Source organism: Komagataeibacter saccharivorans (assembly GCF_004348195.1).
In the GTDB taxonomy this organism is placed as follows: Bacteria; Pseudomonadota; Alphaproteobacteria; order Acetobacterales; family Acetobacteraceae; genus Komagataeibacter; species Komagataeibacter saccharivorans.
In genome coordinates this window covers 310,151-334,967 of the sequence record NZ_CP036404.1, presented here as the reverse complement: position 1 = coordinate 334,967, position 24,817 = coordinate 310,151, and the positions used below count along the sequence as shown (strand labels likewise).

The 24,817-nt window shown below is 63.1% G+C and carries 18 protein-coding genes; 9 read left to right on the top strand and 9 right to left on the bottom strand.

Translation table 11 applies throughout. The annotated features are described in order from the left end of the window. Positions 1 to 3 precede the first annotated feature (3 nt). Positions 4 to 1,260: a D-amino acid dehydrogenase gene (locus KSAC_RS01380; protein ID WP_102323955.1), complete on the top strand. Its 1,257-nt coding sequence runs from the start codon at positions 4 to 6 to the stop codon at positions 1,258 to 1,260. Here the strand turns inward: KSAC_RS01380 and KSAC_RS01375 are convergent. From KSAC_RS01375 to KSAC_RS01365, 3 genes are all read right to left on the bottom strand, one after another. Further along, complete coding sequence (locus tag KSAC_RS01375; protein WP_110547760.1) at positions 1,254 to 2,237, bottom strand: LysR family transcriptional regulator; 984 nt, start codon at positions 2,235 to 2,237, stop codon at positions 1,254 to 1,256. The genes KSAC_RS01380 and KSAC_RS01375 overlap by 7 nt on opposite strands. A gap of 219 nt (positions 2,238 to 2,456) precedes the next feature. Further along, entirely contained in the window at positions 2,457 to 4,532 is a 2,076-nt protein-coding gene (locus tag KSAC_RS01370; protein WP_132303785.1) for an FUSC family protein, read from the bottom strand. 86 nt (positions 4,533 to 4,618) lie between these two features. Then, the gene (locus tag KSAC_RS01365) at positions 4,619 to 6,346 is read right to left on the bottom strand and encodes an NAD-dependent malic enzyme (RefSeq protein WP_132303783.1); all 1,728 of its coding nucleotides are present in this window, start codon (positions 6,344 to 6,346) and stop codon (positions 4,619 to 4,621) included. Positions 6,347 to 6,463: 117 nt separating this feature from the next. On the opposite strand from KSAC_RS01365, the gene KSAC_RS01360 reads away from it, so the two are divergent. Next, positions 6,464 to 7,369 (top strand): LysR family transcriptional regulator, encoded by a 906-nt coding sequence (locus KSAC_RS01360; protein ID WP_102323960.1) that lies wholly within the window; start codon positions 6,464 to 6,466, stop codon positions 7,367 to 7,369. 11 nt (positions 7,370 to 7,380) lie between these two features. Here KSAC_RS01360 and KSAC_RS01355 read toward each other — a convergent pair whose 3' ends face one another. From KSAC_RS01355 to KSAC_RS01340, 4 genes are all read right to left on the bottom strand, one after another. Beyond that, the gene (locus KSAC_RS01355) at positions 7,381 to 8,751 is read right to left on the bottom strand and encodes an amidohydrolase family protein (RefSeq protein WP_132303781.1); all 1,371 of its coding nucleotides are present in this window, start codon (positions 8,749 to 8,751) and stop codon (positions 7,381 to 7,383) included. A 46-nt stretch (positions 8,752 to 8,797) separates the two neighbouring features. Further along, positions 8,798 to 9,808 carry an isopenicillin N synthase family dioxygenase gene (locus KSAC_RS01350; protein WP_132303779.1) on the bottom strand — a complete coding sequence of 337 codons (1,011 nt, stop codon included), beginning with the start codon at positions 9,806 to 9,808 and terminating at the stop codon, positions 8,798 to 8,800. A gap of 265 nt (positions 9,809 to 10,073) precedes the next feature. Beyond that, positions 10,074 to 11,252 carry a sensor histidine kinase gene (locus KSAC_RS01345; protein ID WP_243705254.1) on the bottom strand — a complete coding sequence of 393 codons (1,179 nt, stop codon included), beginning with the start codon at positions 11,250 to 11,252 and terminating at the stop codon, positions 10,074 to 10,076. A gap of 56 nt (positions 11,253 to 11,308) precedes the next feature. Beyond that, on the bottom strand, positions 11,309 to 11,527 hold the full coding sequence (locus tag KSAC_RS01340) for a hypothetical protein (RefSeq protein WP_118963404.1): 219 nt from the start codon (positions 11,525 to 11,527) through the stop codon (positions 11,309 to 11,311). A gap of 42 nt (positions 11,528 to 11,569) precedes the next feature. On the opposite strand from KSAC_RS01340, the gene KSAC_RS01335 reads away from it, so the two are divergent. Continuing rightward, positions 11,570 to 13,291, top strand: a complete 1,722-nt coding sequence (locus tag KSAC_RS01335; RefSeq protein ID WP_132303776.1) for a carbohydrate porin — start codon at positions 11,570 to 11,572, stop codon at positions 13,289 to 13,291. 363 nt (positions 13,292 to 13,654) lie between these two features. Further along, entirely contained in the window at positions 13,655 to 13,861 is a 207-nt protein-coding gene (locus KSAC_RS01330; protein WP_102323966.1) for a cold-shock protein, read from the top strand. A gap of 482 nt (positions 13,862 to 14,343) precedes the next feature. Here KSAC_RS01330 and KSAC_RS01325 read toward each other — a convergent pair whose 3' ends face one another. Then, on the bottom strand, positions 14,344 to 15,246 hold the full coding sequence (locus tag KSAC_RS01325; RefSeq protein WP_165927265.1) for a LysR family transcriptional regulator: 903 nt from the start codon (positions 15,244 to 15,246) through the stop codon (positions 14,344 to 14,346). A gap of 86 nt (positions 15,247 to 15,332) precedes the next feature. Further along, positions 15,333 to 15,914: a flavodoxin family protein gene (locus tag KSAC_RS01320; RefSeq protein ID WP_132303774.1), complete on the bottom strand. Its 582-nt coding sequence runs from the start codon at positions 15,912 to 15,914 to the stop codon at positions 15,333 to 15,335. 154 nt (positions 15,915 to 16,068) lie between these two features. On the opposite strand from KSAC_RS01320, the gene KSAC_RS01315 reads away from it, so the two are divergent. From KSAC_RS01315 to KSAC_RS01295, 5 genes are all read left to right on the top strand, one after another. Next, positions 16,069 to 17,055 carry a LysR substrate-binding domain-containing protein gene (locus KSAC_RS01315; protein WP_132303772.1) on the top strand — a complete coding sequence of 329 codons (987 nt, stop codon included), beginning with the start codon at positions 16,069 to 16,071 and terminating at the stop codon, positions 17,053 to 17,055. A 71-nt stretch (positions 17,056 to 17,126) separates the two neighbouring features. Continuing rightward, on the top strand, positions 17,127 to 18,413 hold the full coding sequence (gabT, locus tag KSAC_RS01310; protein ID WP_132303770.1) for a 4-aminobutyrate--2-oxoglutarate transaminase: 1,287 nt from the start codon (positions 17,127 to 17,129) through the stop codon (positions 18,411 to 18,413). Between the two features lie 52 nt (positions 18,414 to 18,465). Continuing rightward, positions 18,466 to 19,935 (top strand): NAD-dependent succinate-semialdehyde dehydrogenase, encoded by a 1,470-nt coding sequence (locus tag KSAC_RS01305; protein ID WP_132303768.1) that lies wholly within the window; start codon positions 18,466 to 18,468, stop codon positions 19,933 to 19,935. Positions 19,936 to 20,023: 88 nt separating this feature from the next. Beyond that, positions 20,024 to 21,280 (top strand): metallophosphoesterase family protein, encoded by a 1,257-nt coding sequence (locus tag KSAC_RS01300; protein WP_243705253.1) that lies wholly within the window; start codon positions 20,024 to 20,026, stop codon positions 21,278 to 21,280. Beyond that, the gene (locus KSAC_RS01295) at positions 21,270 to 24,785 is read left to right on the top strand and encodes a YhaN family protein (protein ID WP_132303766.1); all 3,516 of its coding nucleotides are present in this window, start codon (positions 21,270 to 21,272) and stop codon (positions 24,783 to 24,785) included. The genes KSAC_RS01300 and KSAC_RS01295 overlap by 11 nt, the downstream gene beginning before the upstream one ends. Positions 24,786 to 24,817 lie beyond the last annotated feature (32 nt).

Genomic DNA, 24,817 nt, shown 5'->3' with positions numbered 1-24,817 from the left:
GTAATGAAAATCATCGTTCTGGGTAGCGGTGTCGTCGGTGTGACATCGGCTTGGTATCTTGCGCAGGCCGGCCATGAGGTGACGGTAGTCGACCGCCAGCCCGAAGCCGGACTTGAAACCAGCTTCGCCAATGCGGGGCAGGTCTCGCCGGGATATTCCTCCCCATGGGCTGGGCCGGGCGTGCCGTTCAAGGCCATGAAGTGGCTGATGATGAAATACCGGCCTTTCGTTTTCTGGCCGATGCCTGATCCGCATCTGTGGAAATGGCTGGTCCAGATGCTGGAAAACTGCACCACCCCGGCCTATGATCGCAACAAGGGCCGCATGGTCCGTATTGCGGAATACAGCCGCGACATGATGCGCGACCTGCGCGCCAGCACGGGCATTGCGTATGATGACCGGCAGTTGGGCACGCTTCAGCTTTTCCGCACCCAGAAGCAGATGGATGCCATCGCGGGCGATATCCGCGTGCTGGAACAGTACAACGTCCCTTACGAGATCCTGACGCGCGAAGGCTGCGTCCGGGCCGAGCCGGGTCTGGCTTCCACCGCGCATAAATTCATTGGCGGCCTGCGCCTGCCCGGCGATGAAACGGGCGACGCCTTCCTGTTCACCCAGCGTCTGGCCGCCATGGCGGCCGAAGCTGGCGTCACCTTCCATTATGATACCGCCATCCGCACCATGACGGAGGAAGGCGGCCGCATCACCGGTATCGAGACCAGCCGGGGCCGGATGGTGGCTGATTCCTATGTCGTGTCGCTGGGCAGCTATTCACCCGCGCTGGTGCGCCGTCTGGGGCTGGACCTGCCGATCTATCCGGTCAAGGGCTATTCCATCACCGCCGACATCGTGAACGAGAGGCAGGCCCCGGTTTCCACCATCATGGACGAAACCTTCAAGATCGGCATCACCCGCCTTGGCGACCGTATCCGCGTGGGGGGTACTGCGGAACTGGCGGGCTTCAGCACCAGCCTGCGCGCGCCCCGGCGCGAAACGCTGGAACATTCCGTAACGGACCTGTTCCCCGGCGGCGGCAACATTGGCGGCGCGAAATTCTGGACCGGCCTGCGTCCCATGACACCGGACGGCACGCCCATCATTGGCCGCACGCGCTATGACAACCTGTTCCTCAATACCGGTCACGGCACGCTGGGCTGGACCATGGCCTGCGGTTCGGGCCGCGTGCTGGCCGACATCATGTCCGGTCGCATGCCCGAAATCCCGCATGAGGATCTGGGGATCGTGCGCTACGGTCAGTAAGGCCAGACCACGGCCCCTTCCCCTGCCGCGCTGGCGGCGGCGGGGGTAAAGCCTTCGGGTAGTCCTTCCCCGCGCTGGCGCACGACACGATAGACCGTCCCGCGTAGCCAGCGGTGGACCGGGTCGCTGTCCCGGCGCGGATGCCATGCCTGAAACGAGTGTACGACAGGCAGGTCGAAGGGAAATTCGAACTCCGCCAGATGCATAGACCGGATGGGCAGGTAATCGATGGCGATACCCGGCAGGGGCAGGATCATATCCGTCATGCGCAGGGTTTCGACCATGGCGTAATAAGTGGGCACCACCATCACCACACGCCGCCGCAGGCCGAACTGCTCGCGCAGCACCGCATCAATCGGCCCGTGCAGCCGCCCCCGCCGCGATACGCTTATATGTTCGTAGCGTGCAATGGATTGCGGTGTGATCCCTTCGGACAGGATGGGATGGTCCGCACGCACCAGGGCGCGGAAACTAGTGGGAAACAGGCTCTGTCGGCGGATTTCGGGCCGCATGTCATCCGATGCGCCCAGATAGAGGTCAACGCGGCCTTCGCGCAGGTCATCGCTGGGTTCATCATCGGTCTCGGGCGCGAAAGTCAGGGTGCAGCCCGGGCAGTCCTGCCTAAGGGCGGCAAGAACAGCCGCGGCGAACGCACCCACGATCAGATCATTGGCCCGCAGCGTGAAGTGGGGCGACAGACCGGCAAGGTCGGGCGTTTCCTGTTCTTCAAGCAGCGAGTCCGCCCCGTCGACCAAGGCACGCACCCGGTCACGTATGCCCAGCGCGAAGGTTGTGGCCACCATCCGCCGTCCCGATGCCACAAGGATCGGATCGCCAAAAATCACGCGCAGTTTGGCGAGGCTGCGGCTCATGGCGGCCTCACTCATCTTCAGCCTGCGTGCCGCGTGGGAGACGCCTTCTTCTTCAATCAGGACCTGAAGGCTGCGCAACAGATCGAGATCGTAGCGTTTTCTCATGCGGCGCGCCTTCTGTGTTTTGCGGACCAGACCGGAACGGCCTGACTATTCATAAAGAACCGGATTTCACCAATCCGCAAAATGAAGGTATCGACCCGCCCGATCAACGGATAATTCCCGCTGCCCGGTATCGTGATCCGGGCGGGAGGGACTGCACCGTGAAATACGGCCCCTTCCCTCCCGCCCTGTTGCGCCATTCATGACACGGTCAGGCGCGATTTACTCCACCCCGGCTTCGATCGCGGCGATGCACGCCGTGGCGGTCCGGCCAATCCCGTCCAGACAGGCCAGCACTTCCAGCAGCCTTCCGTTACCGGGGTCGGCACGTTCCATCCGGGCGATGCGCATGCGCGCCGCCCGCACCACGGCAATACCGCGCGGGCTTACGGGCCGGTAGCGGACAAGGGCGCGCAGCAGCACGGTTATCACATCCGATGCGCCGTCGCGCTGCTGCCGCTTGAGCTGGCGCAGCAGCAGGATATTCAGCCCCGCGGCAGAAAACATCAGCATAAGGCGTATGCCCCCCCCTGCCGTCCTGTCATGTTCCTGCGCCGCATGCCGCACCATGCGCCCGATCCGGTCCAGACTGGTGCCGATCCACCATTGCGGCGTGGGAGAAAGCGGCACAAGGCACAGTCGCCGCAGTTCCCCACGGATATGCGCACCGAAACGCAACCGCTCGTCGCGGGCACGAAATGGCAGGACCAGCCGGAACACCAGAACGCTCAGCCCGACCGCCAGTACCGTATGCAGCGCACTGTTGAGGAAGGCGACCTCATCCACCCGGCTCTGGTTACCGGGCATGAGCAGGTTGGGCATGAGCAGCCCGTAGGCGGCGGCAGCCCCCGCCGTGCCCCGGTTGCACTTCGCCAGTCCGCCTACAAACAGGAAAATGCCCAGCACAAAGGCAAATTCCTCATAGTCACTCAGGTACGGCAGTATCCCCAGATCAAGGCAGCCCGCCGCCACGGCGGACCACACAGCACCTGACAGGAAACGGGTCGTACCGACCACCGGGTTTTCACGCGTGGCGAACAGGCCACAGACCAGCGTGGTAATGGCAATGAACCCCATGCCGCCGGGCCATGCGGTCAGTTCGTATACCAGTGCCGCCAGCATGATGGCCGCAGCCCCGCGCAGGCCATTGTAGAAAGCCAGCCGCACGTCCCGATGCCCCGCCAGACGGAAGCGGAAACGGTCATGGGCCGGCGGGCTGAAAATGGCGTGACAGTGGTCAAGCGCGATCCCCAGATCCGCCATGCTGGCCCCCAGAACCCCATGGGTGATGCGGGCCATTTCCTGCGTGCCATCCGTCGCACGCCGGTTGAACAGGGCATGCAGGTGGGATACCTGTTCACGCAGTTCGTCCAGCATTCCACCCTTCAGCCGACAGGTTGAAAGCCGGTCGCACAGATGCAGGAGTTGCCCGCGCGTATCGGCAAAGGCGTCATCCCCCGCCAGTACCGCGCGTTCCGCCCCGCCTGACAGGCCGACAAGGCGGGTGACCAGAATTGATACTTCCGCCAGCACCGCGCGCGCATGGTCGCCCGCATGCAGGTGACGGCCCATTTCAATGGCGGGAAATTCAAGCCCCTGATGGACCGAAACCAGCATGTCCGAAAACTCACCGGCATGGAGCAGCGTGTCGCGCTCATGCAGCACGATTTCACGCAGCAGCCCGCCCAGGCGGTGCAGCACGTCCTCCACCCGCGCAACCATGATGCCGCGGGCACGGGTGGCGAGGTTGAGCGTGAACAGCATACCCATCACCGCCTCGCACACCACGCCCAGCACGATATAGGTCGCGCGCGAAATCCCGATGAAAAAGACGTTATCGGGCTGGGATGCCGCCGCCACCGCGATAATGGAACACGTATAACCCGACAGCACGAATGCGTAGGAGCGGAAATTCAGGCTGAACGTGGCCAGAAAACTGCACAGCCCGATCCAGATCGCCACCGCCGGGAAAAACAGCCATGCCTGCTGCGGAAAGGCCGCGATGAACACCACGGCGGCCACAGCCCCCACCAGCGTACCGACAATGCGCCACCGCGCCTTGGACATGCTTTCCCCACGGCCAAGCTGGGCCACGGACCATACGGTCGCAACCGACCATTGCGGGCTGTCCAGTTCCATCCACAATGCGATGGCCAGCGCGACAAGCGATGCAATCGTATTGCGCAGCGCAAAAGCCACTGCCTGCGGTGCAGGGCAGAACAGCCAGTGCAACGCGCGCAGGTTAAGGGGCCAGTACACGCGCGCCATCGCCGCACCGCCGAAGCGCGAAATATGCATATATTCCTGCCCGTCTTGCGTGGGCGGGCATGTTACCGTTCCTGCCGGGCGGGAATATCCCGCCCTTCAGGCCAGTCGCCGCCCGGTTAGCGGGATACTTCGCCCACCGCCTTTTCATAGGGGCGGTACTGCGCGGTCCATACGGCTGCTTTCAGTGCAGCTTCCGTTGCGTCGTCCGATGCGGGCGGGGCGACGCCTTCGGCCCGCCCCTGCCGGATGACGGCGCGTGCCACGGCCATGGCGACGGTACGCAGTTCGGAAACCGGGGGCAGCAGCGGGATCGTGGTCGGATCATCGCTGTCCGCAGCAGGCGACAGGCCAGCCAGCGCATGGGCCGCCGCCAGCAGCATGCCATCGGTCATGCGCGTGATGCCACCTGCCACCACCGCCAGCCCCACGCCGGGAAACACGTATGAATTGTTGATCTGATCCACCGGACGGCTGCGCCCGTCATAGCTGACCGGCGCGAATGGGCCGCCCGTACCGATAATGGCGCGGCCTTCGGTCCATTCCAGCAGGTCGCCGGGCATGGCTTCGATATTGGCCGTGGGGTTGGAAAGCGCGAAAATGACGGGCCGTGCGGATTGCTGCGCCATCGGGGCCACGATATCGCGGGTAAAGGCGCCACCCTGCCCTGAAGTGCCGATCAGCATGGTGGGACGGACATTCTCCATCACCTCCGCCAGGGTGATATGGGCGGGATCGGCGACCGTCCAGCCCGATGCGATGTCAGCAGGCTGGGCAAAAGGCTGCTGGCCTTCGGTCACGTCTGCCATGCCTTCGCACACAAGGCCGTTGATATCGACCATGAAGAAGCGCCGGTTCGCTTCATCCGCCGCCATGCCTTCGGCCACCATCATCTGCACCAGCAGGTCGGCAATGCCACAGCCTGCGCCGCCCGCGCCGAAAACGACAATCCGCTGCTGCGCCAGCGGCGCGCCCCCGGCCCGGATCGCCGCCAGCAATGCGCCCGCAGTTACGGCGGCAGTGCCCTGAATATCGTCGTTATAGGTACACATCCGGTCACGGTAACGGCGCAGGATGCGCAGCGCGTCGGCGCCCGACAGGTCTTCCCAATGCAGGGCGACATTGGGCCAGCGCGCGTGAACGGCGGTAACAAATTCAGCTATGAACGCATCGTAATCGGCCCCGCGCACACGTCTGTGCCGCCAGCCGATATATTCCGGGTCTTCCAGCAGGGTCGTGTTATCGGTGCCGACATCAAGCAGGATGGGCAGCGCGCAGGCCGGGTCCAGCCCGCCACATGCGGTGTAAAGCGACAGCTTACCAATGGGAATGCCCATACCGTTGGCGCCCTGATCGCCAATGCCAAGGATGCTGCCGCCGTCGCTTGCAACGATCACGCGCACATTGTCCCATTGCGGCGCGGACAGGATTTCCGCGATCCGGCCCCGGTCCTCGAAACTGAGGAACAGGCCGCGCGGGCGGGTCCAGATATGGCTGAAGCGGATACAGGCCTGACCGATGGCGGGCGTGTAGATGACGGGCAGCCATGCTTCCAGCGCCTGATCTACAATGGCGTAGAAAAGCGTTTCATTGCGATCCTGGATTTCGCGCAGCGCAACATGTCGCGAAAAGTTGTCCGGCAGGGCGGCAAGCCGCGCACGGGCCAGATCGACCTGTTCCGCCAGTGTCGCGACACGCGCGGGCAGAAGGCCATGCAGCCCGAACAGGTCACGTTCGCGCCCGTCGAACGCATTCCCCTTGTTCAGAACAGGGCAGTCCAGAAGTTCCCTGCCCGACAGCGCCGTATGGAGGGAAACGTTACCTGTGGACTGTACTGTATCCGACATAAGAACCCGATATTGCGATAATAGTTGAAGGAAGCGCAGGATACGGATCTGCACATCTTCGTGTAGAGCACGTGGCTGCACGCCAACCGTGCGTCAGACGCAATCATGGAACGCCTTATGCCCGATGAGATCAGTGACCTGAAGTTTTTCTGCATCCTTGCCGCCGCCGGAAGCATCGCGGGATGCGCGCGCGCCATGGGCATGTCACCCGCCGCGATGAGCCGACGCCTCAGCGCGATGGAATTCCGTCTGGGCACCCGTCTGGTCACACGCACATCGCGCCATTTCGCGCTGACGGCGGAAGGGCACCGCCTGCATGAACATGCCGTACGCATCATCGGCGAAATCGAGGAGGTGGAGGCCGAACTGACGGCGCGCGCCGGCATCCCGCACGGACTTCTGCGCGTGGGCGTGCCATCGGAAATCGGGCGCAAGATGCTGGCGGGCATCGTGGCCGCCTTCGTGGGGCAGTACCCGGATGTGACCGTTCACCTGACCCTGTCGGATGCGGGACTGGATGTAATTGATGACGGGCTGGACATCGCCATCCGCCCCGGCATGCCATCGGATCAGGAGGTCATGACCACCAGCCTCATCAACAGCCGCCGCGTGGTCTGCGCATCACCCGATTACATCGCGCGCAAGGGCCTGCCCGCCACGCCGCATGACCTGCTCAAGCATGACTGCATCTGCCTGATCCGCCGCCAGCGCATATTCAGTGAATGGGTATATTCCGACGCCAAGGCCCGCAAGGAAATCCATGTGACCCCCCGCCTTGCCACATCCAGCAGCGAGGTGGTGCATGACTGGGCGGTCAATGGCCGGGGCATCGCGCTGAAGGTGTTGTGGGATATTGCCGATGACCTGAAATGCGGACGGCTGATCGAATGCCTGAGCAATTACGCGTGGGAGGACGTGACCCTGTATGCGGTCTATCCATCCCGCGCGCATCTGCCCTCACGCACGCGCTTTTTTCTGGACTTCGTGCGGCGCGAACTGCGTCAGAGCTATTTTGGCACCTGAACGTCCGTAATTCAGCCCATCACATCCAGCCCGCGCACGACATCGGCGGCCCGCGCCATGAGGGCAGGCATATCCAGACCGGGAATGTGGCCATCCACCACCACATGCCGCCCGGCAGTAAAGACATGACGCACATCCGCAGCCCCTGATGCCACAGGGGCAATCAGCGGATCATGCAGCCCCGCATGGCGGGGCCGGTCCAGCCCATGCACCACCAGATCGGCCGCCATGCCTTCGCGCACGGTACCGGTTCCATCCAGCCCCAGCACCTGCGCCCCGCCTGCCGTGGCCCAGTGGATCACATCCTCGCACGTCACGGCCGCAGGGCCATGGACCGCGCGATGGACCATCCACGCCGCATGCATTTCAGCACCCATGTCACAGGCCTCGTTGGAAGCAGCGCCATCGACCGCAAGCGATACGCGCCCACCGGCGCGCATCATCGCAGGGGCCGGGGCGATGCCCGAACCCAGACGGCAGTTGCTTTGCGGACAGTGCGCCATGCCGGTGCCGGTCCGGGCCAGCAGGGCGATTTCCGCCTCGTCCATATGGACCAGATGCGCATACCACACATCGGGGCCGGTCCAGCCATGTTCGGCCACGAACTGCACGGGGCTCATGCCGTATCGTTCCCGGCAGAAGGTGACGTAATTGGTGGTTTCCGACAGGTGGGAATGCATGCCGATCCCCATGTCACGCGCCGCCTGCGACGATACCCGCAGCTCATCCGGCGTCATGCCCCATGTGGGGGTGTTAGGGGCCAGCGCGACACGCCGCATGGCATCGGGTGCTGGATCGTTATACCGGGCGGCAAGATCCGATACACGCCGCAGCATCGTGTCCAGATCCTCGTTCGGGCTGGGGATGATGTCGTCCGTATCGAGCTTGCGGCTATGGGTGGTGCCGCCACGCGCCAGCACGAAACGCAGGCCCATCCGGGTGGCAGTATCAAACAGGACGTGGGCTGGGTCATAACGGTAGGTATCGGCAAACAGGTAGTGATGATCCGCCACCGTGGTACAGCCCGACAGCAGCAGTTCCGCCATGCCGACTGTTGCCGCCGTAGCCAGCGCGGTTTCGTCGATACGGCTCCAGTAAGTTGACGGTACAAGCCGGAGCCATGTTTCCAGCGGGGCATCAATGGCCGAGGGAATCCCCTTGAGCATGGTCTGGAACAGATGGTGATGCGTGCAGACCAGCCCCGGCGTAATCACACCGCCACGGGCATCCACCGTAATTTCATCTGGCTGGGGTGCAATCGCACCGATTGTGGCGATAAGTCCGTCGCGTATATGCACATCGCCCGTACGGCGGGCCAGCGCGCCACGCTGTCCCGTCAGAATGCCCGATGCGTTGCGGATGACGATATTGGTCTGGTTCATTATTGGCTGGGTCCTGATCCATTACGCCAGAGGCTGTATCCCGCTTTCACGCACGCGGCGTGTAATTGGCCCTGATCCGCTCATCCAGATAGGCCTGTGCGGTAATGGGTTCGTATTTCTTTTCCGGCCCCTGAATGATCGCATCCCGGTTTGCCTGACAGAAGAAAGGCAGCGACAGGCGCGGGCCGAGATATTCGTCCCGCCGTGGCATGCGCACGCGGTGCAGGGTGGATTTGAGGCGGTCGTCACTCCAGCGCATCAGCATGTCACCAATATTGCATGTCACCGCGCCACGCACGGGGGGCACGTCGGTCCATGCCGGATTGTCCGCATCCTTGCCGGGACAGACCTGCAGGCCGCCCTGCCCCGGTCGCTGGTGCAGCAGGGTCAGGCAGTCGAAATCGGAATGCGCGCCCGCACGCCAGAATTCGAAATCCGCGTCCGTGGCGTTTTCCATGCTCATGTAATGGATCAGCCGCAGCGTACTCTGGTAATGCGCGGAAGCGGGATCATGGTTGTGGGTAAAGAAATCCGCATCGAACCCCAGTCTGACCGCAAAACAGGACAGGATTTTCATGCCCAGTTCCCAGTTCTGGCGCTCGAACCGGCACATGCGTTCCTGAAATCCCGGCAGGATGGCTTCATCCGGCCAGATATTGTCCATGCCAGACATGGTGATCTGGTAGGATTCCTTGTTATCCGGCGTGCCGGTGGACGGGCGGACCTGCGCACGGTATTCCCACCCGGCATTGGAGCCGACCTTGCGCAGGTAGTGTTCCTTCTGCGCCATCGGCAGGTCGAAAAAATTCCATGCGGCGCTGAAGGCTGCATCCACATCCGCTTCGGCAATGCCGTGGTTCAGTACCTGAAAGAAGCCAACCTGCGTCGCCGCATCCCACAGCGCGTCGGTAATCTCGGCCTTGCGGTTTTCGTAATCCGACATGTCGATCTGGGGAATGGCGCGATCGACGCAGGTTCCCTGCCCACCGATCGTGGCTTCACGGTTGAGTTCTTCCAGCCCGTAGGCGGATGGCGTGGATATATCGGGGCGAGACATGCTTGTTCTCCGGTCAGAAGATTTTCCGAATGGCATGGCGGACAGGACACGGCAGCCTGAACACGGACGGGTTCAGGGCCTGGAAACAGAAGTCTGTTTTTCAGGGAATGTCGTACATGTCAGCGGTCCACCAATCAGAAACAGATTTGTGTGGAGCAATGCCCAGGATCAGGTCCAGACCGCTTCTACTCGCCCACCAAGAACATCATGGATGGGCGTGGATGGTCAAGCCAAAAACGTAATGAACACCATCGGCGGAATACGGTTACGGCAGCCAGACCGTGCAGCATGTGCCCTGCCCCGGCGTGCTGGAGATGTCCAGCCTGCCGCCGTGACGGTCCACGATATGGCGAACGATGGCCAGACCCAGCCCCGTGCCCTGATCGTTGCCGTTGCGCGTGCCCGAGGGTGGCACGCGGTAGAAGCGTTCGGTCAGGCGGGGCAGGTGCTGGGGTTCGATCCCCGGCCCGTTATCGCGCACATACAGGTCAAGGCCGCCCCCTTCGTGCCAGCGCGCGCCGATTTCAATGCGCGCCACGGCGGGCGGAAGCGGGCGGCCATAGCGACAGGCATTTTCACACAGGTTGAGCAGCACCTGCACGATCTGGTCCGCATCCCCGCGCACCGTGCCATCCGGCGCGGGCTGGATGACGATATCGGCCCGGTCCGCCGCCGGCCTGCCCTGCAGTTCATCATTAAGGCGGGCAAACAGTTCCGGCACGGAAATCTGTCCCTGCGGGCGCTGGTGTTCGAGCATCTGCACGCGCGAAAGATACAGCAGCCTGTCAATCAGGCGCTGCATGCGCGCGGCCTGCCGCGCCATGATGGGAAGGAACTTCTGTCGTGCCGCGGTATCATTCGCCGCGGGCCCCTGCAGGGTTTCGATAAAGCCGAGCAGGGCCGCCAGCGGGGTGCGCAGTTCATGGCTGGCATGGGCGACGAAATCGCTGCGCGCGCGATCCAGCGCTTCCCGCGCGGTGGCGTCCAGCAGCGCGACGGTACAGGCGGGCTGTCCCTGCCACTGACCCGCCTTGATGAAGGCTTCCACAATGCGGCGTACGGGTACGTCCGTCTCGATCCGCACCCGGCTGATAGTGCCGGGCTGAAGTTCACTTATGGCGCGTTGCAGCACGGGATGGCGGATCATGGTGCCCAGCCCTTCCGCAAACTCGGCCTGTGCGGTCGCCCCGGCATGAAGCAGCCGCCCGCTGCGTGCGAGAACCAGCAGGGCCACGGGCAGGTCATCTACTGCCAGCGTGTCCGTTTCCGTGCCGGATGCAGGATCGGCCTGCAAGCGGGCAGCATAATAGGGCAGCCGCCCCGCCGCGTGGTACCGGCGCATGACGCCATAGGTTCCCAGCGCACCCATCACCAACCCAGCAACCAACCCGACCAGCGTCGTCACATCATACTCCCCATCACGGGCATGCCCCATGGCACGCATGGGCGATACCATGAAGGCGTGGCAACGCAAAGCCCGGCATTACTGAAATAAAGTTATTATTTGTGCAGTGCAAAATTAATATAATTATGAATTATTTGACGTTTCAATAATTTTAAATTAAATGACAATAACCATAAAATAAAAACAATGGTGGTTAAATCATGATCCTTTTCCCGTATCGCGCCGTGGCGCCTGTCGCTGTCCCTGCCGCCGCCGTCCGTCAGCTTCCGGGCTGAACGGTCGTCCGCTTTCCGGCCCTGCAGCCGCGTCTTCATGCTCCGGTCGGTCATGACCGGGCCACGAGAAAATCGACAGATATGAAAAGACAGATACGGTGCGCCCGCACGGGGCGCGCACGCCATCCGTTTCCCTACGCATGCAGATGGCTGCTTGCCATGGGCACGGTGGCCACCGCCCTGCCCGCAGCGACAGCCCATGCGCAGGTATCCAATGCTATTGTGCCCTCGCTTGTCTCAAGCAGCGCGGTTTCGGCCATGCCATCGAACGGCATGACACAGGAAGCCCAGATCAGCGCCCGGCTTGATGCCCAGAGCCTCGGCCCCACGCCGCAGGCTATCCGCAGGCCGCCCAATACCCCGATTCCGCCCAGCGGGGTGCCCAACTATCCATCCGCCGGTCTTGCCACCATGAGCGTGGCGCCCGTCAGCAGCCCCGGTGATAACAAATCGTTCCACAAGATCGAACTCGACGCCCTGCTGCGCCACGAAGGACCGTCCGCCATGCTGCCCGCATGGCTTGATGCCCAGCACGATCAGGATCTTGAGGACCCGTACTACGTTCCCACCGCAGGTAGCGGGCACCTGGTGCCCCAGCTTGCGCCGCTGCGCAAAACCCTGCTCAACCACGGCGTCAGCTTTGCCTTTACCTATAAGGGCGAAGCCATGGGCGTGATCAATGGCGGTGTCGAACGTGGCATGAGCTACGTGCATGAACTGACATTGCAGGTGAACTTCGACCTTGAAAAAATGGCGGGCATAAAGGGCTGGTCTGTCCATACACTGGTGATGGAACGTGCGGGCCATGCGGTCAGCCATGACCGGGTGGGCGAATATTACGTCAACCTGCAGGAAGTCTATGGCCTGTCGGGCAACGTGGTGGCGCATCTGGTGGATTTCTATGCCGAAAAGAAGCTGCTGAACAACCATCTGGACGTATCGTTCGGGCGCATGGCGCTGACGCATGTATTCGCCACATCCCCGCTGCTGTGTTCGTTCATGGTGACATGCTCGGCCCCCGTGGCGCTGAAGCTGGACCCCGGATTCAGCGTCTACCCCAAGGCGACATGGGGCAGCCGCATCCGCCTGCGGCCCACGCGCGATACCGCCATCCAGCTTGGCGCGTATTCGGTCAGCGCGCTGTCTGACAATCCCAGTGGCTGGGCATGGGGTAGCGAGAATGCAACCGGACTCATGCTGCCGGTCGAATTCACGTGGCAGCCGTATCTGACCCGCAACCGCATGCCCGGCCATTACGTGCTGGGCTACGCACACGACACCACCCGTTACCCCGACCAGATCGGGGTCGGCCTGCCTGCTGCCCTGACACAGGCGGCGGGGCACCAGCGTTCGGCCCCGATGGACATGTTCTGGTTTGAAGGGGACCAGATGATCTACCGCCGTGGCGGGCGTAACCAGATGGCTGGCGGCTACCTGATGGCAGGCTACATCCATAATACGCCGCATGTGACCTCGATTTCGGATGAAGCCTATGGCGGCCTGTCCTTCGCCGGACTGATCCCTTCCCGCCTGACGGACCGGCTGGGCATCATGTATTCGTGGTACCATGTCAGCGGCCGCAAGGAGGCGGGGCAGATCCTGCGTTATGAAGCCGGGTATTCGCTGGGAACCGCCGTACGCGCGCCACAGACGGATTCCCATATAATAGAAGCCTATTACGCGATCGACGCGGCCCCCGGCATACTGGTGCAGCCGGAATTTGAATACATGATCCGCCCCGGGGAGACGAACCGCATACCCAATGCCGCGCTGGTGGGACTGAAGCTGATCGCCAACCTGTAATCCTGCCCGGCCTGTGGGGGCGGGCGAAATCCAGTCCGCCCCCGACTGATCGGCCCGCATCAAGCTTCTGTCGGGTGGAACACAGCACGCGCACCGTAATTTCTTACCGTGCCACAGGTCCCCGTTTCCCGCCAATGTGGCAGATTTTGCGATGCCGTAACGGAAATAATTTGGCAATTCCTGAATATTTTACGTGCTATCTGCGTCCAATCCCTATAACAAGGATCGCACGGCTGGACTTTTCAGCTACGGACAAGATTTCAAAGCAGCTCGCTACGCGGCCGTCTGGCATCCCCGATAAAACGAAAAGTCTTGATCCCGCGCATGTTCGTGTGGGGTGCCGGTTACTTAAGGAGGCCAGATATGGCCGCAGGAACAGTTAAATGGTTCAACGCCCAGAAGGGCTTTGGATTTATCCAGCCGGAAGACGGGAGCGCCGATGCTTTCGTTCACATCTCTGCCGTTGAGCAGGCTGGCCAGCAGACCCTGTCCGAAGGACAGGCCGTGACGTATGATCTCGAAAGAGGCCGTAACGGCAAGTCTTCTGCAGTCAATCTGAAGATTGGCTGATAATTTCGGCAGGAACTTCGGTTCCTGCCGTTTTTATATCTACTACCCCCCCATTCCTACCTGCGACCGATAACTGGCATATCTGACCGGCACGATCCGGTTTCCTGCCCTTATCAGGGTCCGTCCGCCAGCTTCACGGCATGGACAGGACATCCCCACTAGCTGAAATGGTAGCGGCCCTATCGGGCACGCACTGACTGTTCCCATTGCCAGCGCGCCATGTCCGATACCGGCCAGACCAAGGCCACGGCAGCCAACATTCCGCCAGACAGACCTGAATCCTTATCCGCAGACCGGCTCCCGACGGGACCGGGCATATTTCTGCGATACGAATCACACGTCCTCGGTGCTGGCCCATTCAGATCACCAATCCCCCTTCATCCGGTTCCGCCGCTTTCGCTATAGCGATCCCTTGAATACGGGATGCCGGGACTGCCGGATTGCGCCCTGCGGAGCCTGATGGGCGTTGCGGCGTATCGATCCTACCCGATCGTAAAAATGTCGCGCATGTTCATGTTGCTGGCCACATTCCATACACGCGCCGTCAGGGCGGTGGGCAGGGATGGTGCAAGACGGACCAGCCCGACCTCCGGCGCGGTGCATGGACCAAGCGGGCGCACCTGCAACCGGGCATGGCCGGTATGGGTCGGCAGGGCCGCAACCGGCAGGATGCTGGCCAGGCGCCCGGCCAGCAGTTCGCCGTACAGCACTTCAAGCGAATTCGTTTCCAGCACGACATCGGGCGTGACCCCCGCACACCGGAAGGCCGCGTCCACGATCTGGCGCGAACGCATTTCCGGCCCCAGCAGGCATAGCGGCAGGTCGGCCAGCGTATTCCAGTCCCGCCGTCCCGCTGGCAGGATCAGCGGTTCCACCGCAACCAGAACGTGCTGTTCGGTGTAAAGAGGCAATGTTTCAAAAGGTCCATCCGGCGGAATCTGGTCAAGATAGACCAGCCCCAGATCAAGCTGCTGCTCGCGCAGGCCATGAATGGTGTCCGTACTGGAACCCATACGCACCTGCAGGTGCAGTCCAGGCACTGCGGTACGGAAACTTTCCAGCAGCAGCGGGATGCCCTGTATGGCAGGCGGCATCAGTCCGATGGCCAGATTGCCGCCCGCTACTTCCTGCGCGAAGGCGGCTTCCTGCCGCAATCCGTCAAGGGCCGCAAGCGTCTGTCGCGCCCAGTCCAGAACGCGCCTGCCTTCATCCGTCAGACCATTGAAACGACGGGTGCGGCGGATGATGGTGATGCCCAGTTCCGTTTCCAGTTGCCGCAGCGCCGCTGACAGGGCGGGCTGCGAAACACCACAGCTTTCCGCCGCGCGGGAAAAATGCCGATAACGGTCGAGCGCCATGAGATATGTCAACTGCCGCAGAAACACGCCACACCTGTCCTGATATGAATATCCCCTTTTCATATCGGACAAGCGCCCCCATCACCAGACCGCCCCCGGCATGGCTGAGAGGGTTATCCGGCAGGCCGCAGGCGTGATGTGATGAGGGCGACACGCTGGCCCACCAGCCGCCCCGTTTCCAGATCGCCAGTACGCGGCGCTTCCTCGGTCGAGGCATCGGAGGGGGAGATGGCCATGATCCCTACCGACCCGCCTGACCAGTTCACGTCCCCCGGTCCGTTGGCCTTGGTGTTGGCAGGCAGCAGGCCCGTACCTACCCATATCTGGCCATGCTGCTGCGACAGGGTCCAGAAATAGATAAGGGTAATGGCCTTGTCGCCATTGACCGTGGCGGAATTGGTGAAGCCCGCCGCGATCTTGTCCTTCCACCCTTCGGCCAGCCAGATGCGCGCGGTGGATTCCGCAAATTTCTTGAATTGCCATGCGGGGCCGCCCATGTAGGTCGGGCTGCCGTAAATGATGGCATCGGCCGCCGCCAACTGGTCCAGCCCGCCTTCGGGCAGGTTGCCATCGGGGTCTATGCGCAGGGATACGGCTTCGGTGCCGGGTATTTCCGCCACGCCAAGCGCCACGGCATCGGCCAGTCTGGCCGTATGCCCATAGCCACTGAAATAGACGATCGCGATACGGGACATGGGATCACTTTCACGTAAAAGTTGCACCTGCGGCCCCTGTGGGAACGTTACATCATCGTCCCGGTTCGCCCCGCGCGGTAAAAGCCGCCATTTCCCGTCTTGCGCGCCCTGTCCTGTTCTTGATCGGCTGCGTTCATGCTAGCATCGGGCCTGCATGAAATGGCGATACCATATCCCCCCGCTTGCTGCCCTCAATGCGTTCGTGGCCTATGCACGGACCGGGGGTATCCGCCGTGCCGCCGTGGCGCTGGGGGTGGATCATGCCGTGGTCAGCCGTCACCTGCGCGATCTGGAAACCGCACTGGGCGTCGGACTGCGCAACCGGACCGAAGGCGGCCTCAGCCCACAGGGGCATGAATACTATGCCCGCATCGCCCCGCTGCTGGATGGTCTGGCCCGCGCGACGGCTGACATGCGCGGACAGATGCCCCAGCTTACGCTGACCTGTTCCCATGGCATTGCCTATCACTGGCTGCTGCCGCGCCTGCCTGCGTTCCGACAGCTCCATCCCGGTGTGGACGTGCTGCTGCGGCCTGTCGATTCAGACTGCCGGTTCGATCCCGAACGGATCGACACGGTCCTGCATGCCGATATCCGCTACATCAATGACCAACACCCGCTGCGCGATCCACCGCGCATACAGGCCCTTGAACTGGCGCGGCCACTGGTGTTCCCGGTCGCCAGCCCCGAATGCCTGCGCCGTCTGGCCCATCCCCCACGCACCGCCGCCGATCTGCTGCATGCCCCCCTGCTGATCGAGGACAATGATACGGAATGGCGCGTGTGGTTTGCAGCGCAGTCGGTCAATGTGGCGCAGGTCAGCGGCCACAGCCGGTTGTGGCAGGCCCATCTGGCGCTGGCCGCCGCCCGCGCGGGGGAAGGCATCGCCCTTGCCAATACCTATCTGCTGGAAGACGACCTGAAGGCCGGGCGGCTTGTCCGGGTTACGACAACGGATGTGCCGCTGCGCGACGTGACACTGGGCAGCTATGTCCTGCGCAGCACGGATCAGGCGTGGCAGGCGCGTGCCTTCGCGCTGCTGCGCACATGGCTTGAGGCGCAGTTCCATACCGGTTCCGAAACGTTGGTGACGAAAGATCACCATGCCCCACCGAAAAAGCGCCTCCCCATCATGCCGTGAACCCGTTACGCCGGGATGACAGGCTGAAAATCCGGCCATACCGCCAACCCGACAGGATAATGAAGCAGGCCATGACCGCAACGAACCAGGCCCTCCTCGCCCGCCGTGAACGCGCCGTGCCGCGTGGGGTCGCCACTGCCACGCCCGTTTTTGCCGACCGGGCGGAAAATGCCGAATTATGGGATGTGGAGGGCCGCCGCTACGTGGATTTCGCGGGCGGTATCGCCGTGCTGAATGTCGGCCACCGTCACCCGCGCGTGGTCGAGGCCGTGCGGGCCCAGCTTGACCGCTTCACCCACTCCGCCTTTCAGGTTTCAGCTTATGAGCCATATATCGCGCTGGCGGAAAAGCTGAACGCGCTGGCCCCGTTCGATGGACCGGCCAAGACCATATTCTTCACCACCGGCGGCGAAGCCACCGAAAACGCGGTCAAGATCGCGCGCGCGGCCACGGGGCGCAACGGCATCATCGCATTTACCGGCGGGTTTCATGGCCGCACGCTGCTGGCTTCGGCCATGACGGGCAAGGTCAGGCCATACAAGGCCCCGTTCGGCACCCTGCCGGGCGAAGTCTATCACCTGCCCTTCCCCGATGGCGCGGTCAGCGTGGCGGACACCCTGCGCATGCTGGACTTCCTGTTCGCCGCCGACCTGCCGCCGAGCAGCATCGCCGCCATCATCATCGAACCCGTGCAAGGCGAAGGCGGTTTCCGTGTCGCCCCGGTCGAACTGCTTCAGGCGCTGCGCCGCATCTGTGACGAACATGGCATCAAGCTGGTGGCGGATGAGGTGCAGACCGGTTTCGCCCGCACGGGCCGCATGTTCGCCATCGAACATTCCGGCGTGCAGCCGGACCTTGTATCGGTTGCCAAATCCATGGGCGGCGGGCTGCCGCTATCGGGCGTGATCGGGCGTGCCGGACTTATGGATGAAGTTGGGCCCGGTGGCCTTGGGGGTACCTATGGCGGCGCGCCGCTGGCCTGTGCCGCCGGGCTGGCCGTACTTGACATCATCGAGGACGAAAAGCTGATCGACCGCGCCCGTGTCATCGGCACGAAGCTGCGCACCCATATCGACCGCATGCACGCCAATACCGCCCTGCTGCCCATCAGCCGGGCGCGCGGGCTGGGCGCCATGATCGCCTTTGACATCCTTCAGTCCCATGGCGGCACGGATGTCCGCGCTGGGGCTGCGGCGGATATCTGTGCGCGCGCCTGTGAAAAAGGGCTGATCGTACTGTCCTGTGGAACGGAAGGGGCCACCGTTCGCATTCTTGTGCCCTTGACCGCCCCTGATGCAATCATTGATGAAGGCATGGCCATCATCGAACAGGTCCTGGCGCAGGTCGGGGCTGAATGATCCCATGTCCGTCCCTGCAAACCAGCCCATCGGGCCGGGAGACCAAGAGAATATGACCGTGTATCTCGCTAATACATCCCTGTTCCGCAAGGATGCGCTGATTGACGGCGCATGGCGCCCGGCGGCGGATGGCGCACGCCGCCCCGTCCATAATCCCGCCACGGGTGCGCTGGTGGCGGAAGTGGCCGAATGCGGGCCGGACGACGCCGAACGCGCCATTGCCGCCGCAGTGAAGGCACAGGCCCAGTGGCGCAACCGCACCGGCGCGCAGCGCCACGGCGTGCTGACGCGCTGGCATGATCTGGTGATGGACAATCTGGATGACCTCGCCACCCTGATCGTGACCGAACAGGGCAAGCCCCGCGCCGAAGCGGCGGGCGAAATCCGCTATGCCGCCAGTTTCCTGCTTTGGTTCGCGGGCGAAGCCATGCGCGCCTATGGTGATGTCATTCCCCCCACCAACCCGGCAACGCGGCTGAGCGTGATCCGCCAGCCCGTGGGCGTATGCGCGGCGATCACCCCGTGGAATTTCCCTGCCGCCATGATTACCCGCAAGGCCGGTCCCGCACTGGCGGCGGGCTGCGCCATGATCGTCAAGCCATCCGAACAGACACCGCTGACCGCGCTGGCGCTGGCGGAACTGGCGGTGCAGGCGGGCGTGCCGTCGGGGCTGCTGCAGGTGCTGCCCGGTGACGGGATCAGGCTGGGCAAGGCGCTGTGCGCCAGTTCCGATATCCGCAAGCTGTCCTTTACCGGCTCGACCCAGGTCGGGCGTATCCTGATGGCGCAGTCCGCGCCCACGCTCAAGCGCCTGTCGCTGGAACTGGGCGGGAACGCGCCGTTCATCGTGTTTGATGACGCGCATATCGATCAGGCCGTCAAAAGCGCCATTGCCGCCAAATACCGCAATGCAGGCCAGACCTGCGTCTGCGCCAACCGTTTTCTGGTGCAGGACGGCATTTACGACGCCTTCGCCACCCGCTTTGCCACAGCCGTAAGCGAACTGCGCGTAGGTCCCGGCAGCGACCCGGAATCCGTTATCGGCCCGCTGATCAGCGCACAGGCGCGCGACAAGGTGGAAGCCCATGTGCGCGATGCGGTGGAACACGGGGCGACCGTGCTGTGTGGCGGCGCGCGTGATAGCGCGGGCGACCTGTTCTATCGCCCCACCGTGCTGCGGGACACGACACCCGCCATGCGGATCGCCCATGAAGAAACATTCGGTCCCGTGGCCCCGCTGTTCCGCTTCCGCACGGAAGCCGAGGCGATCGCCATGGCCAATGACACCGAATACGGACTTGCCGCCTATTTTTTCACCCGCGACCATGCCCGCGTCCATCGCGTGGCCGAAGCGCTGGAATACGGGATGGTGGGCCACAATACGGGCCTGATTTCCAACGAGGTCGCGCCATTTGGCGGCATCAAGCAGTCCGGCATGGGACGCGAGGGTTCGCGCTACGGCATGGATGAATATATGGAGATGAAATACATCTGCACCGACATAACCGACCCGGATACCTGACCAGACCGGCCGGGTTACGTGACGCCCTGCCCGTGCGCCTGTGGGCAGGGTGCATTTACTTCCGCTTTCAATGGATTACGATGGCGGCATGAATGAATTCCGCTTCCTTCATGCCGCCGACCTGCATCTGGACAGCCCGCTGCTGGGGCTTACGGAAAAATCAGGCGATTACGCGCGCCTTGTGGCCGATGCCTCGCGCCGCGCCTTTGACGACATGATCAGCCTTGCCATTGAAACCGACTGCCGCTTCGTGGTGCTGGCGGGCGACGTGTTCGATGGCGACCTGCGTGATACGCAGTGCGGCCTGTTTTTCGTCAACGGAATGGCCCGGTTGAAGGCGGCGGGCATCCGCGTTTTCATGATCCTTGGCAATCACGATGCGGAAAACCGTTTCGCCCGGCACCTGCATGTGACCGATAATGTGTACCTGTTTTCCTCCACCCGCGCGGAAACGCGAACCATGAATGATCTGGGCGTTGCCGTGCATGGACGCAGCTTTGGCAACCGCAAGGTCGAGGACAACATAGCCCGTCACTACCCGCCCCCGGTTCCCGGCCTGTTCAATATCGGCATCCTGCACACCGCCTGCGAAGGGCGTGAAGGCCATGAAACCTACGCGCCCTGCACGGTGGAGCAGTTGGTCAACCACGGCTACGATTACTGGGCGCTGGGCCACGTCCATAACCGTGAAATCCTGCATGAAGACCCGTATGTAGTCTATGCAGGCAACCTGCAGGGGCGCCACGCACGCGAGGCGGGGCCAAAGGGTGCGTCACTCGTTACCGTCCGTGATGGAGAAGTGGCGGGCGTTGCCCATCAGGTACTGGACGCCGTGCGCTGGGCCAGCGCCACGGTGGACCTGTCCACCGCCGCCACGCATGCGGACATGACCGCCCTGATCCGTGATATCGTCAGCGCCCTTGTGGAACAGGCGCAGGGGCGGCCACTGGCGCTGCGTCTGGAACTGACCGGCACGACGCCGCTGCACCCCGGCCTGATCCGCGCGCCGCATGACCTGCAACTGGAAGTCGAGACGGTCCTTGCCAGCCTGTCGGATGAAATATGGCTCGAACGGCTGAAGGTGCATACACACCTGCCTGAACGGCCCGCCGTGCTTGATCCGTCCACCGGCGGCCGGATCGCGGCAGATATACGGGCGGCGGCAACACCCGATGCGCTGCGTGCGGAACTGGAACAGCTTCTGACCGGGGTGCTTGACCGCATGCCTGCCCACAGCCGGACGGAGGAAATGCGCGACAGCATCCTGAAGGACATTCCCGCCCGTGCGCTGGACCTCGCACTGGCCGTCGTTGAAAATCCGGAAGGCGGCGACGATGCGCATTAAGCGGTTCACGATTTTCAAATACGGGGCCATTGGCGAACTGGACCTGAATTTTGGCGACGGCTGCGGCCTGCATGTCATCCACGGCCCCAACGAGGCAGGAAAGAGCACATGCCTGTCCGCCATATCGGACTTCCTGTTCGGGATCGGGCATGGCTCCCCCTATGGCGCGGTTTTCGGCAATGACCAGATCAGGCTGGATGCCCGGCTTATGCTGTCGGACGGGCAGGAACTGGACCTGCGCCGCCGCAAGGGCCGCACGCGCACCCTGTCCACCTTCGACGGACAGACCGTGGGCGATGACCGGCTGGCAGCCGTACTGGGGGGCATGACGCGCGAACGCTTCGCCGCGCTGTTCGGCCTGAATGATGAGACACTCCGTACGGGCGGGATGGACCTGCTCAGGGCCAATGGCGATATTGGCCGCCTGATTGTGGAAGCGGGCGGGGGCCTGCGCGCCCTTATGGTGCGTCTGGATGAAATAGACGCACGCCGGACACGGCTTTTCGCCGCCCGGCGGTCAGCCGACCGGGAATTCTATCAGGCCCTTGATGCCTTTGGCGCTGCGCAGAAAACCCTTCGCGATGCTTCGCTGGGACATGATGCGTATGAACGGCATTGCCGCAGCCTTGAAGAAGCCCGTCAGAAAAAAGCGGACATAAGCACCAGACAGACCGAACTGCGCCGCCAGCACACCCATTACGAACGGCTGGTTAAGGCAGTGCCGCAACTGCATGATATTACCCTGCTGGAGACCGAACTGGCGGGGCAGGCTGATCTGGCCCCCCTGCCTGCGGGCATGGGGGCCAGCATCGCAGCCGCGCTGGAAACATACAACGCCACCCGCACCCGCCACGCCAGGGCAGTGGAACACGCGACGGAACTCAGACACAAAACCGCCGTGCCACAGGTGGACGCCATACTCGCTGCCCTGCACGGCCCCGTAATGCGCGCCATTTCACTTGGGCAGGCCGTCAGCACCCATCGCGGGCCTGAAGCCGAACATGACAGCAGGCGACGCAGTATTGACGAAAGCCTTTCCAGCCTGCGCCGGCGTCTGAACGCCGGACCGGACGCTGACCTGCGGCAATGCATGCCGCCGCGTGCGGTGCTGGACACCATCCGCCAGCTAGCCGATGCACAGGCACAATGGCAGGGCCAGCACGACAGCGTGCAGCAGAAAATCGGTCAGACGGAACTGGAGATCGCCCGCAGGCAGGAGCGCCTGTCCACCCTGCACGCGGCCGGGCGTGATCTGCCCCTGCCGGAAGATGCGGCCCCCTTCACCGCCCTGCCTGCGGAAATGAAGCGGCTGGACCTTCGCGCTCAGGCGCTTGAAAAACAGCAGGCCGATCTTGATGCGCGGCTGGGCGCCATGGGGTTCAGCAGTATCGACCTGCTGCGTCACCTGCCCTGCCCCGACGCGGATGGCGTACGCATGGCCGCTGAACACCAGCACATGTTGCGCACCGAACGCGACAGGCTGGCCAGCAAACTGGCGGGCGAGCGCGAACACCTGACCACGCTTCAGCCGCAGCTCACACAGCTTGAACAGACTGGCAGTCCCGCAACACCAGAAATGCTTGCTACCGCCCGGACCCAGCGCGACGCCGTGTGGCATATGGTGCGCGCTGCCTATCTGGACCCACAACACGTGGCCGCCGATGCTGTCCGACAGGTCAACGCCACCGCGCTGGATCACGCCATAAGCAGGGTTGATGCCCTGTCCACCCAGTTGTTGGCCGAAGCCAGCCGCATTGCGGAAATCGAGAACCTGCGCCGCCGCATTGCGGACTGCACCGACCGGGTGACCCTTTATGATCGCAGCCATAAAGATGCCGATGAACGGATCGCCGCGCACTGGCAGGGTTTCATCGCGCCCTTCCCGGCCCTGCACACCCATGCCGTCACGCCGGAAGCTCTGGCTACATTCATACGCCAGCGCACTGACATCCTGACCGGGGCCGAACAGATCACCCGCGAACGGGAGATACTGGCGCATGAACGCATAAAGCCCGATACCCAGCAGGATCATCTGGAACGGCTGGCGAAACGCTTCGGCATTGATCCCGGCACCAGCCTTGCAGCCTGCGTCGAATCTGTCACCGCCGCCATGCGCCTGCATGTGGCCGAACATGATGAATACAACAGGCTGAAACGCGAATGCGATGAACTGCGGCCCGTTCTGGCGCAGCAGGCCCAGCAGGCGGAAAGCCTGCGTATGGAGCGGCAGGCGTGGCAGGAAAAATGGGCGACGGCCATGCAGGTGATCGGCCTGCCCGCCGATGCCGCGCCCGTCACGGCACGTGATCTTGCCGGGGAATGGGCGGCGGCCCCGGCCTATATAGAACAACTGGCCGAACTGGACGACGCGCGTGCGCACGCACGGCAGGCACTGACCGAACTGACGCAGGTGATGGACGATCTGCGCCCGCGTATTCCGCTTGCCCTGCCATCCGATAGCATGGATGCGGCTCTGGCCCTGAGCGACCACTGGAAAGCCGCAGAAAAAGCCCGCGTCCAGCGCGAGGCCCTGCACGCGGAAATGAAACGGGCCGCGCAGGCTGTTACCGAGAGCGAGACGACCCTGTCCGCAGCCATGGCGGATATTCAGGCCCTTCAGGTCCGCACGCATACCGAAGCTCCCGAGGGCCTTCAGCTTCTGGCGGAGCGTCTGACCCGCCGCGATCAGGTACACCAGAAGCTTGAGCACGCCCTGCATACCCTGTCCCGCATGACCGATGGCCAGTCCCCCGCCGATCTGAAACAGGCGATTGACGGACGGACCTTGTCCGAACTGCTGGCGGAAACCGCCCGGATCGAGGACCAACTGAAGGAACAGGAGCAGTTACGTGACGATGCCGTCCGCGCCGAACAGCATGAAATAACGGCTCTGGGTGCGTTTGAGCACAATACCGAAGCCCCGCAGGCCGCCGCCCGGCGCGAAGCCGCAATCAGCCGCCTGCACCGGATTGTGGAAGAATATGCCGAACTGACCCTTGCCCGCACCCTGATCGCCAATGCGATCGACCGTGTCCGGGCACAGGAGCAGGACCCGCTGGTCACACGCGCGGGCCAGTTCATGTCCCTTGCGACACGGGGCGCGTTCGAGGGCATCCGCACCGAACTGGATACGACAAACGAACCGGTGGTGCAGGGCCTGCGCCATGACGGCAGCATCGTACCGGTAAAGAAGATGAGCGCGGGCACGCGCGACCAGCTTTTCCTTGCGTTCCGGCTGGCCAGTGTGGAGACCTACTGCCGGTCTGCCGAGCCTCTGCCCTTCATTGCCGATGACCTGCTGGTGCAGTTTGACGATGCCCGCAGCCGCAGCACGCTAAGCGCACTGGTGGATTTCGCCCGCACCACGCAGGTCCTGCTGTTCACCCACCATGACAGCATCCGTGACATGACCCGTCGCCTGCATGAACAGGGCGCGCCGGTCAATCTTGTGGAACTGCCCCCGGTATATGCGACCCGCCCCGTGGTGGAAAACGGCGCCGTCTGATCCCCTGCCGCAGCGAATTGCCGTCCACCCGT

Bases quoted from the DNA above. Each gene is read 5' to 3' on its own strand.
- KSAC_RS01320 (WP_132303774.1), bottom strand. From the start codon at position 15,914: ATGTCCCGTATCGCGATCGTCTATTTCAGTGGCTATGGGCATACGGCC.
- KSAC_RS01360 (WP_102323960.1), top strand. From the start codon at position 6,464: ATGCCCGATGAGATCAGTGACCTGAAGTTTTTCTGCATCCTTGCCGCC.
- KSAC_RS01335 (WP_132303776.1), top strand. From the start codon at position 11,570: ATGAAAAGACAGATACGGTGCGCCCGCACGGGGCGCGCACGCCATCCG.
- KSAC_RS01380 (WP_102323955.1), top strand. From the start codon at position 4: ATGAAAATCATCGTTCTGGGTAGCGGTGTCGTCGGTGTGACATCGGCT.
- KSAC_RS01295 (WP_132303766.1), top strand. From the start codon at position 21,270: ATGCGCATTAAGCGGTTCACGATTTTCAAATACGGGGCCATTGGCGAA.
- KSAC_RS01345 (WP_243705254.1), bottom strand. From the start codon at position 11,252: ATGCGTGCCATGGGGCATGCCCGTGATGGGGAGTATGATGTGACGACG.
- KSAC_RS01315 (WP_132303772.1), top strand. From the start codon at position 16,069: ATGAAATGGCGATACCATATCCCCCCGCTTGCTGCCCTCAATGCGTTC.
- KSAC_RS01355 (WP_132303781.1), bottom strand. From the start codon at position 8,751: ATGAACCAGACCAATATCGTCATCCGCAACGCATCGGGCATTCTGACG.
- KSAC_RS01300 (WP_243705253.1), top strand. From the start codon at position 20,024: ATGAATGAATTCCGCTTCCTTCATGCCGCCGACCTGCATCTGGACAGC.
- gabT (WP_132303770.1), top strand. From the start codon at position 17,127: ATGACCGCAACGAACCAGGCCCTCCTCGCCCGCCGTGAACGCGCCGTG.
- KSAC_RS01365 (WP_132303783.1), bottom strand. From the start codon at position 6,346: ATGTCGGATACAGTACAGTCCACAGGTAACGTTTCCCTCCATACGGCG.
- KSAC_RS01350 (WP_132303779.1), bottom strand. From the start codon at position 9,808: ATGTCTCGCCCCGATATATCCACGCCATCCGCCTACGGGCTGGAAGAA.
- KSAC_RS01330 (WP_102323966.1), top strand. From the start codon at position 13,655: ATGGCCGCAGGAACAGTTAAATGGTTCAACGCCCAGAAGGGCTTTGGA.
- KSAC_RS01305 (WP_132303768.1), top strand. From the start codon at position 18,466: ATGACCGTGTATCTCGCTAATACATCCCTGTTCCGCAAGGATGCGCTG.
- KSAC_RS01375 (WP_110547760.1), bottom strand. From the start codon at position 2,237: ATGAGAAAACGCTACGATCTCGATCTGTTGCGCAGCCTTCAGGTCCTG.
- KSAC_RS01370 (WP_132303785.1), bottom strand. From the start codon at position 4,532: ATGCATATTTCGCGCTTCGGCGGTGCGGCGATGGCGCGCGTGTACTGG.
- KSAC_RS01340 (WP_118963404.1), bottom strand. From the start codon at position 11,527: ATGAAGACGCGGCTGCAGGGCCGGAAAGCGGACGACCGTTCAGCCCGG.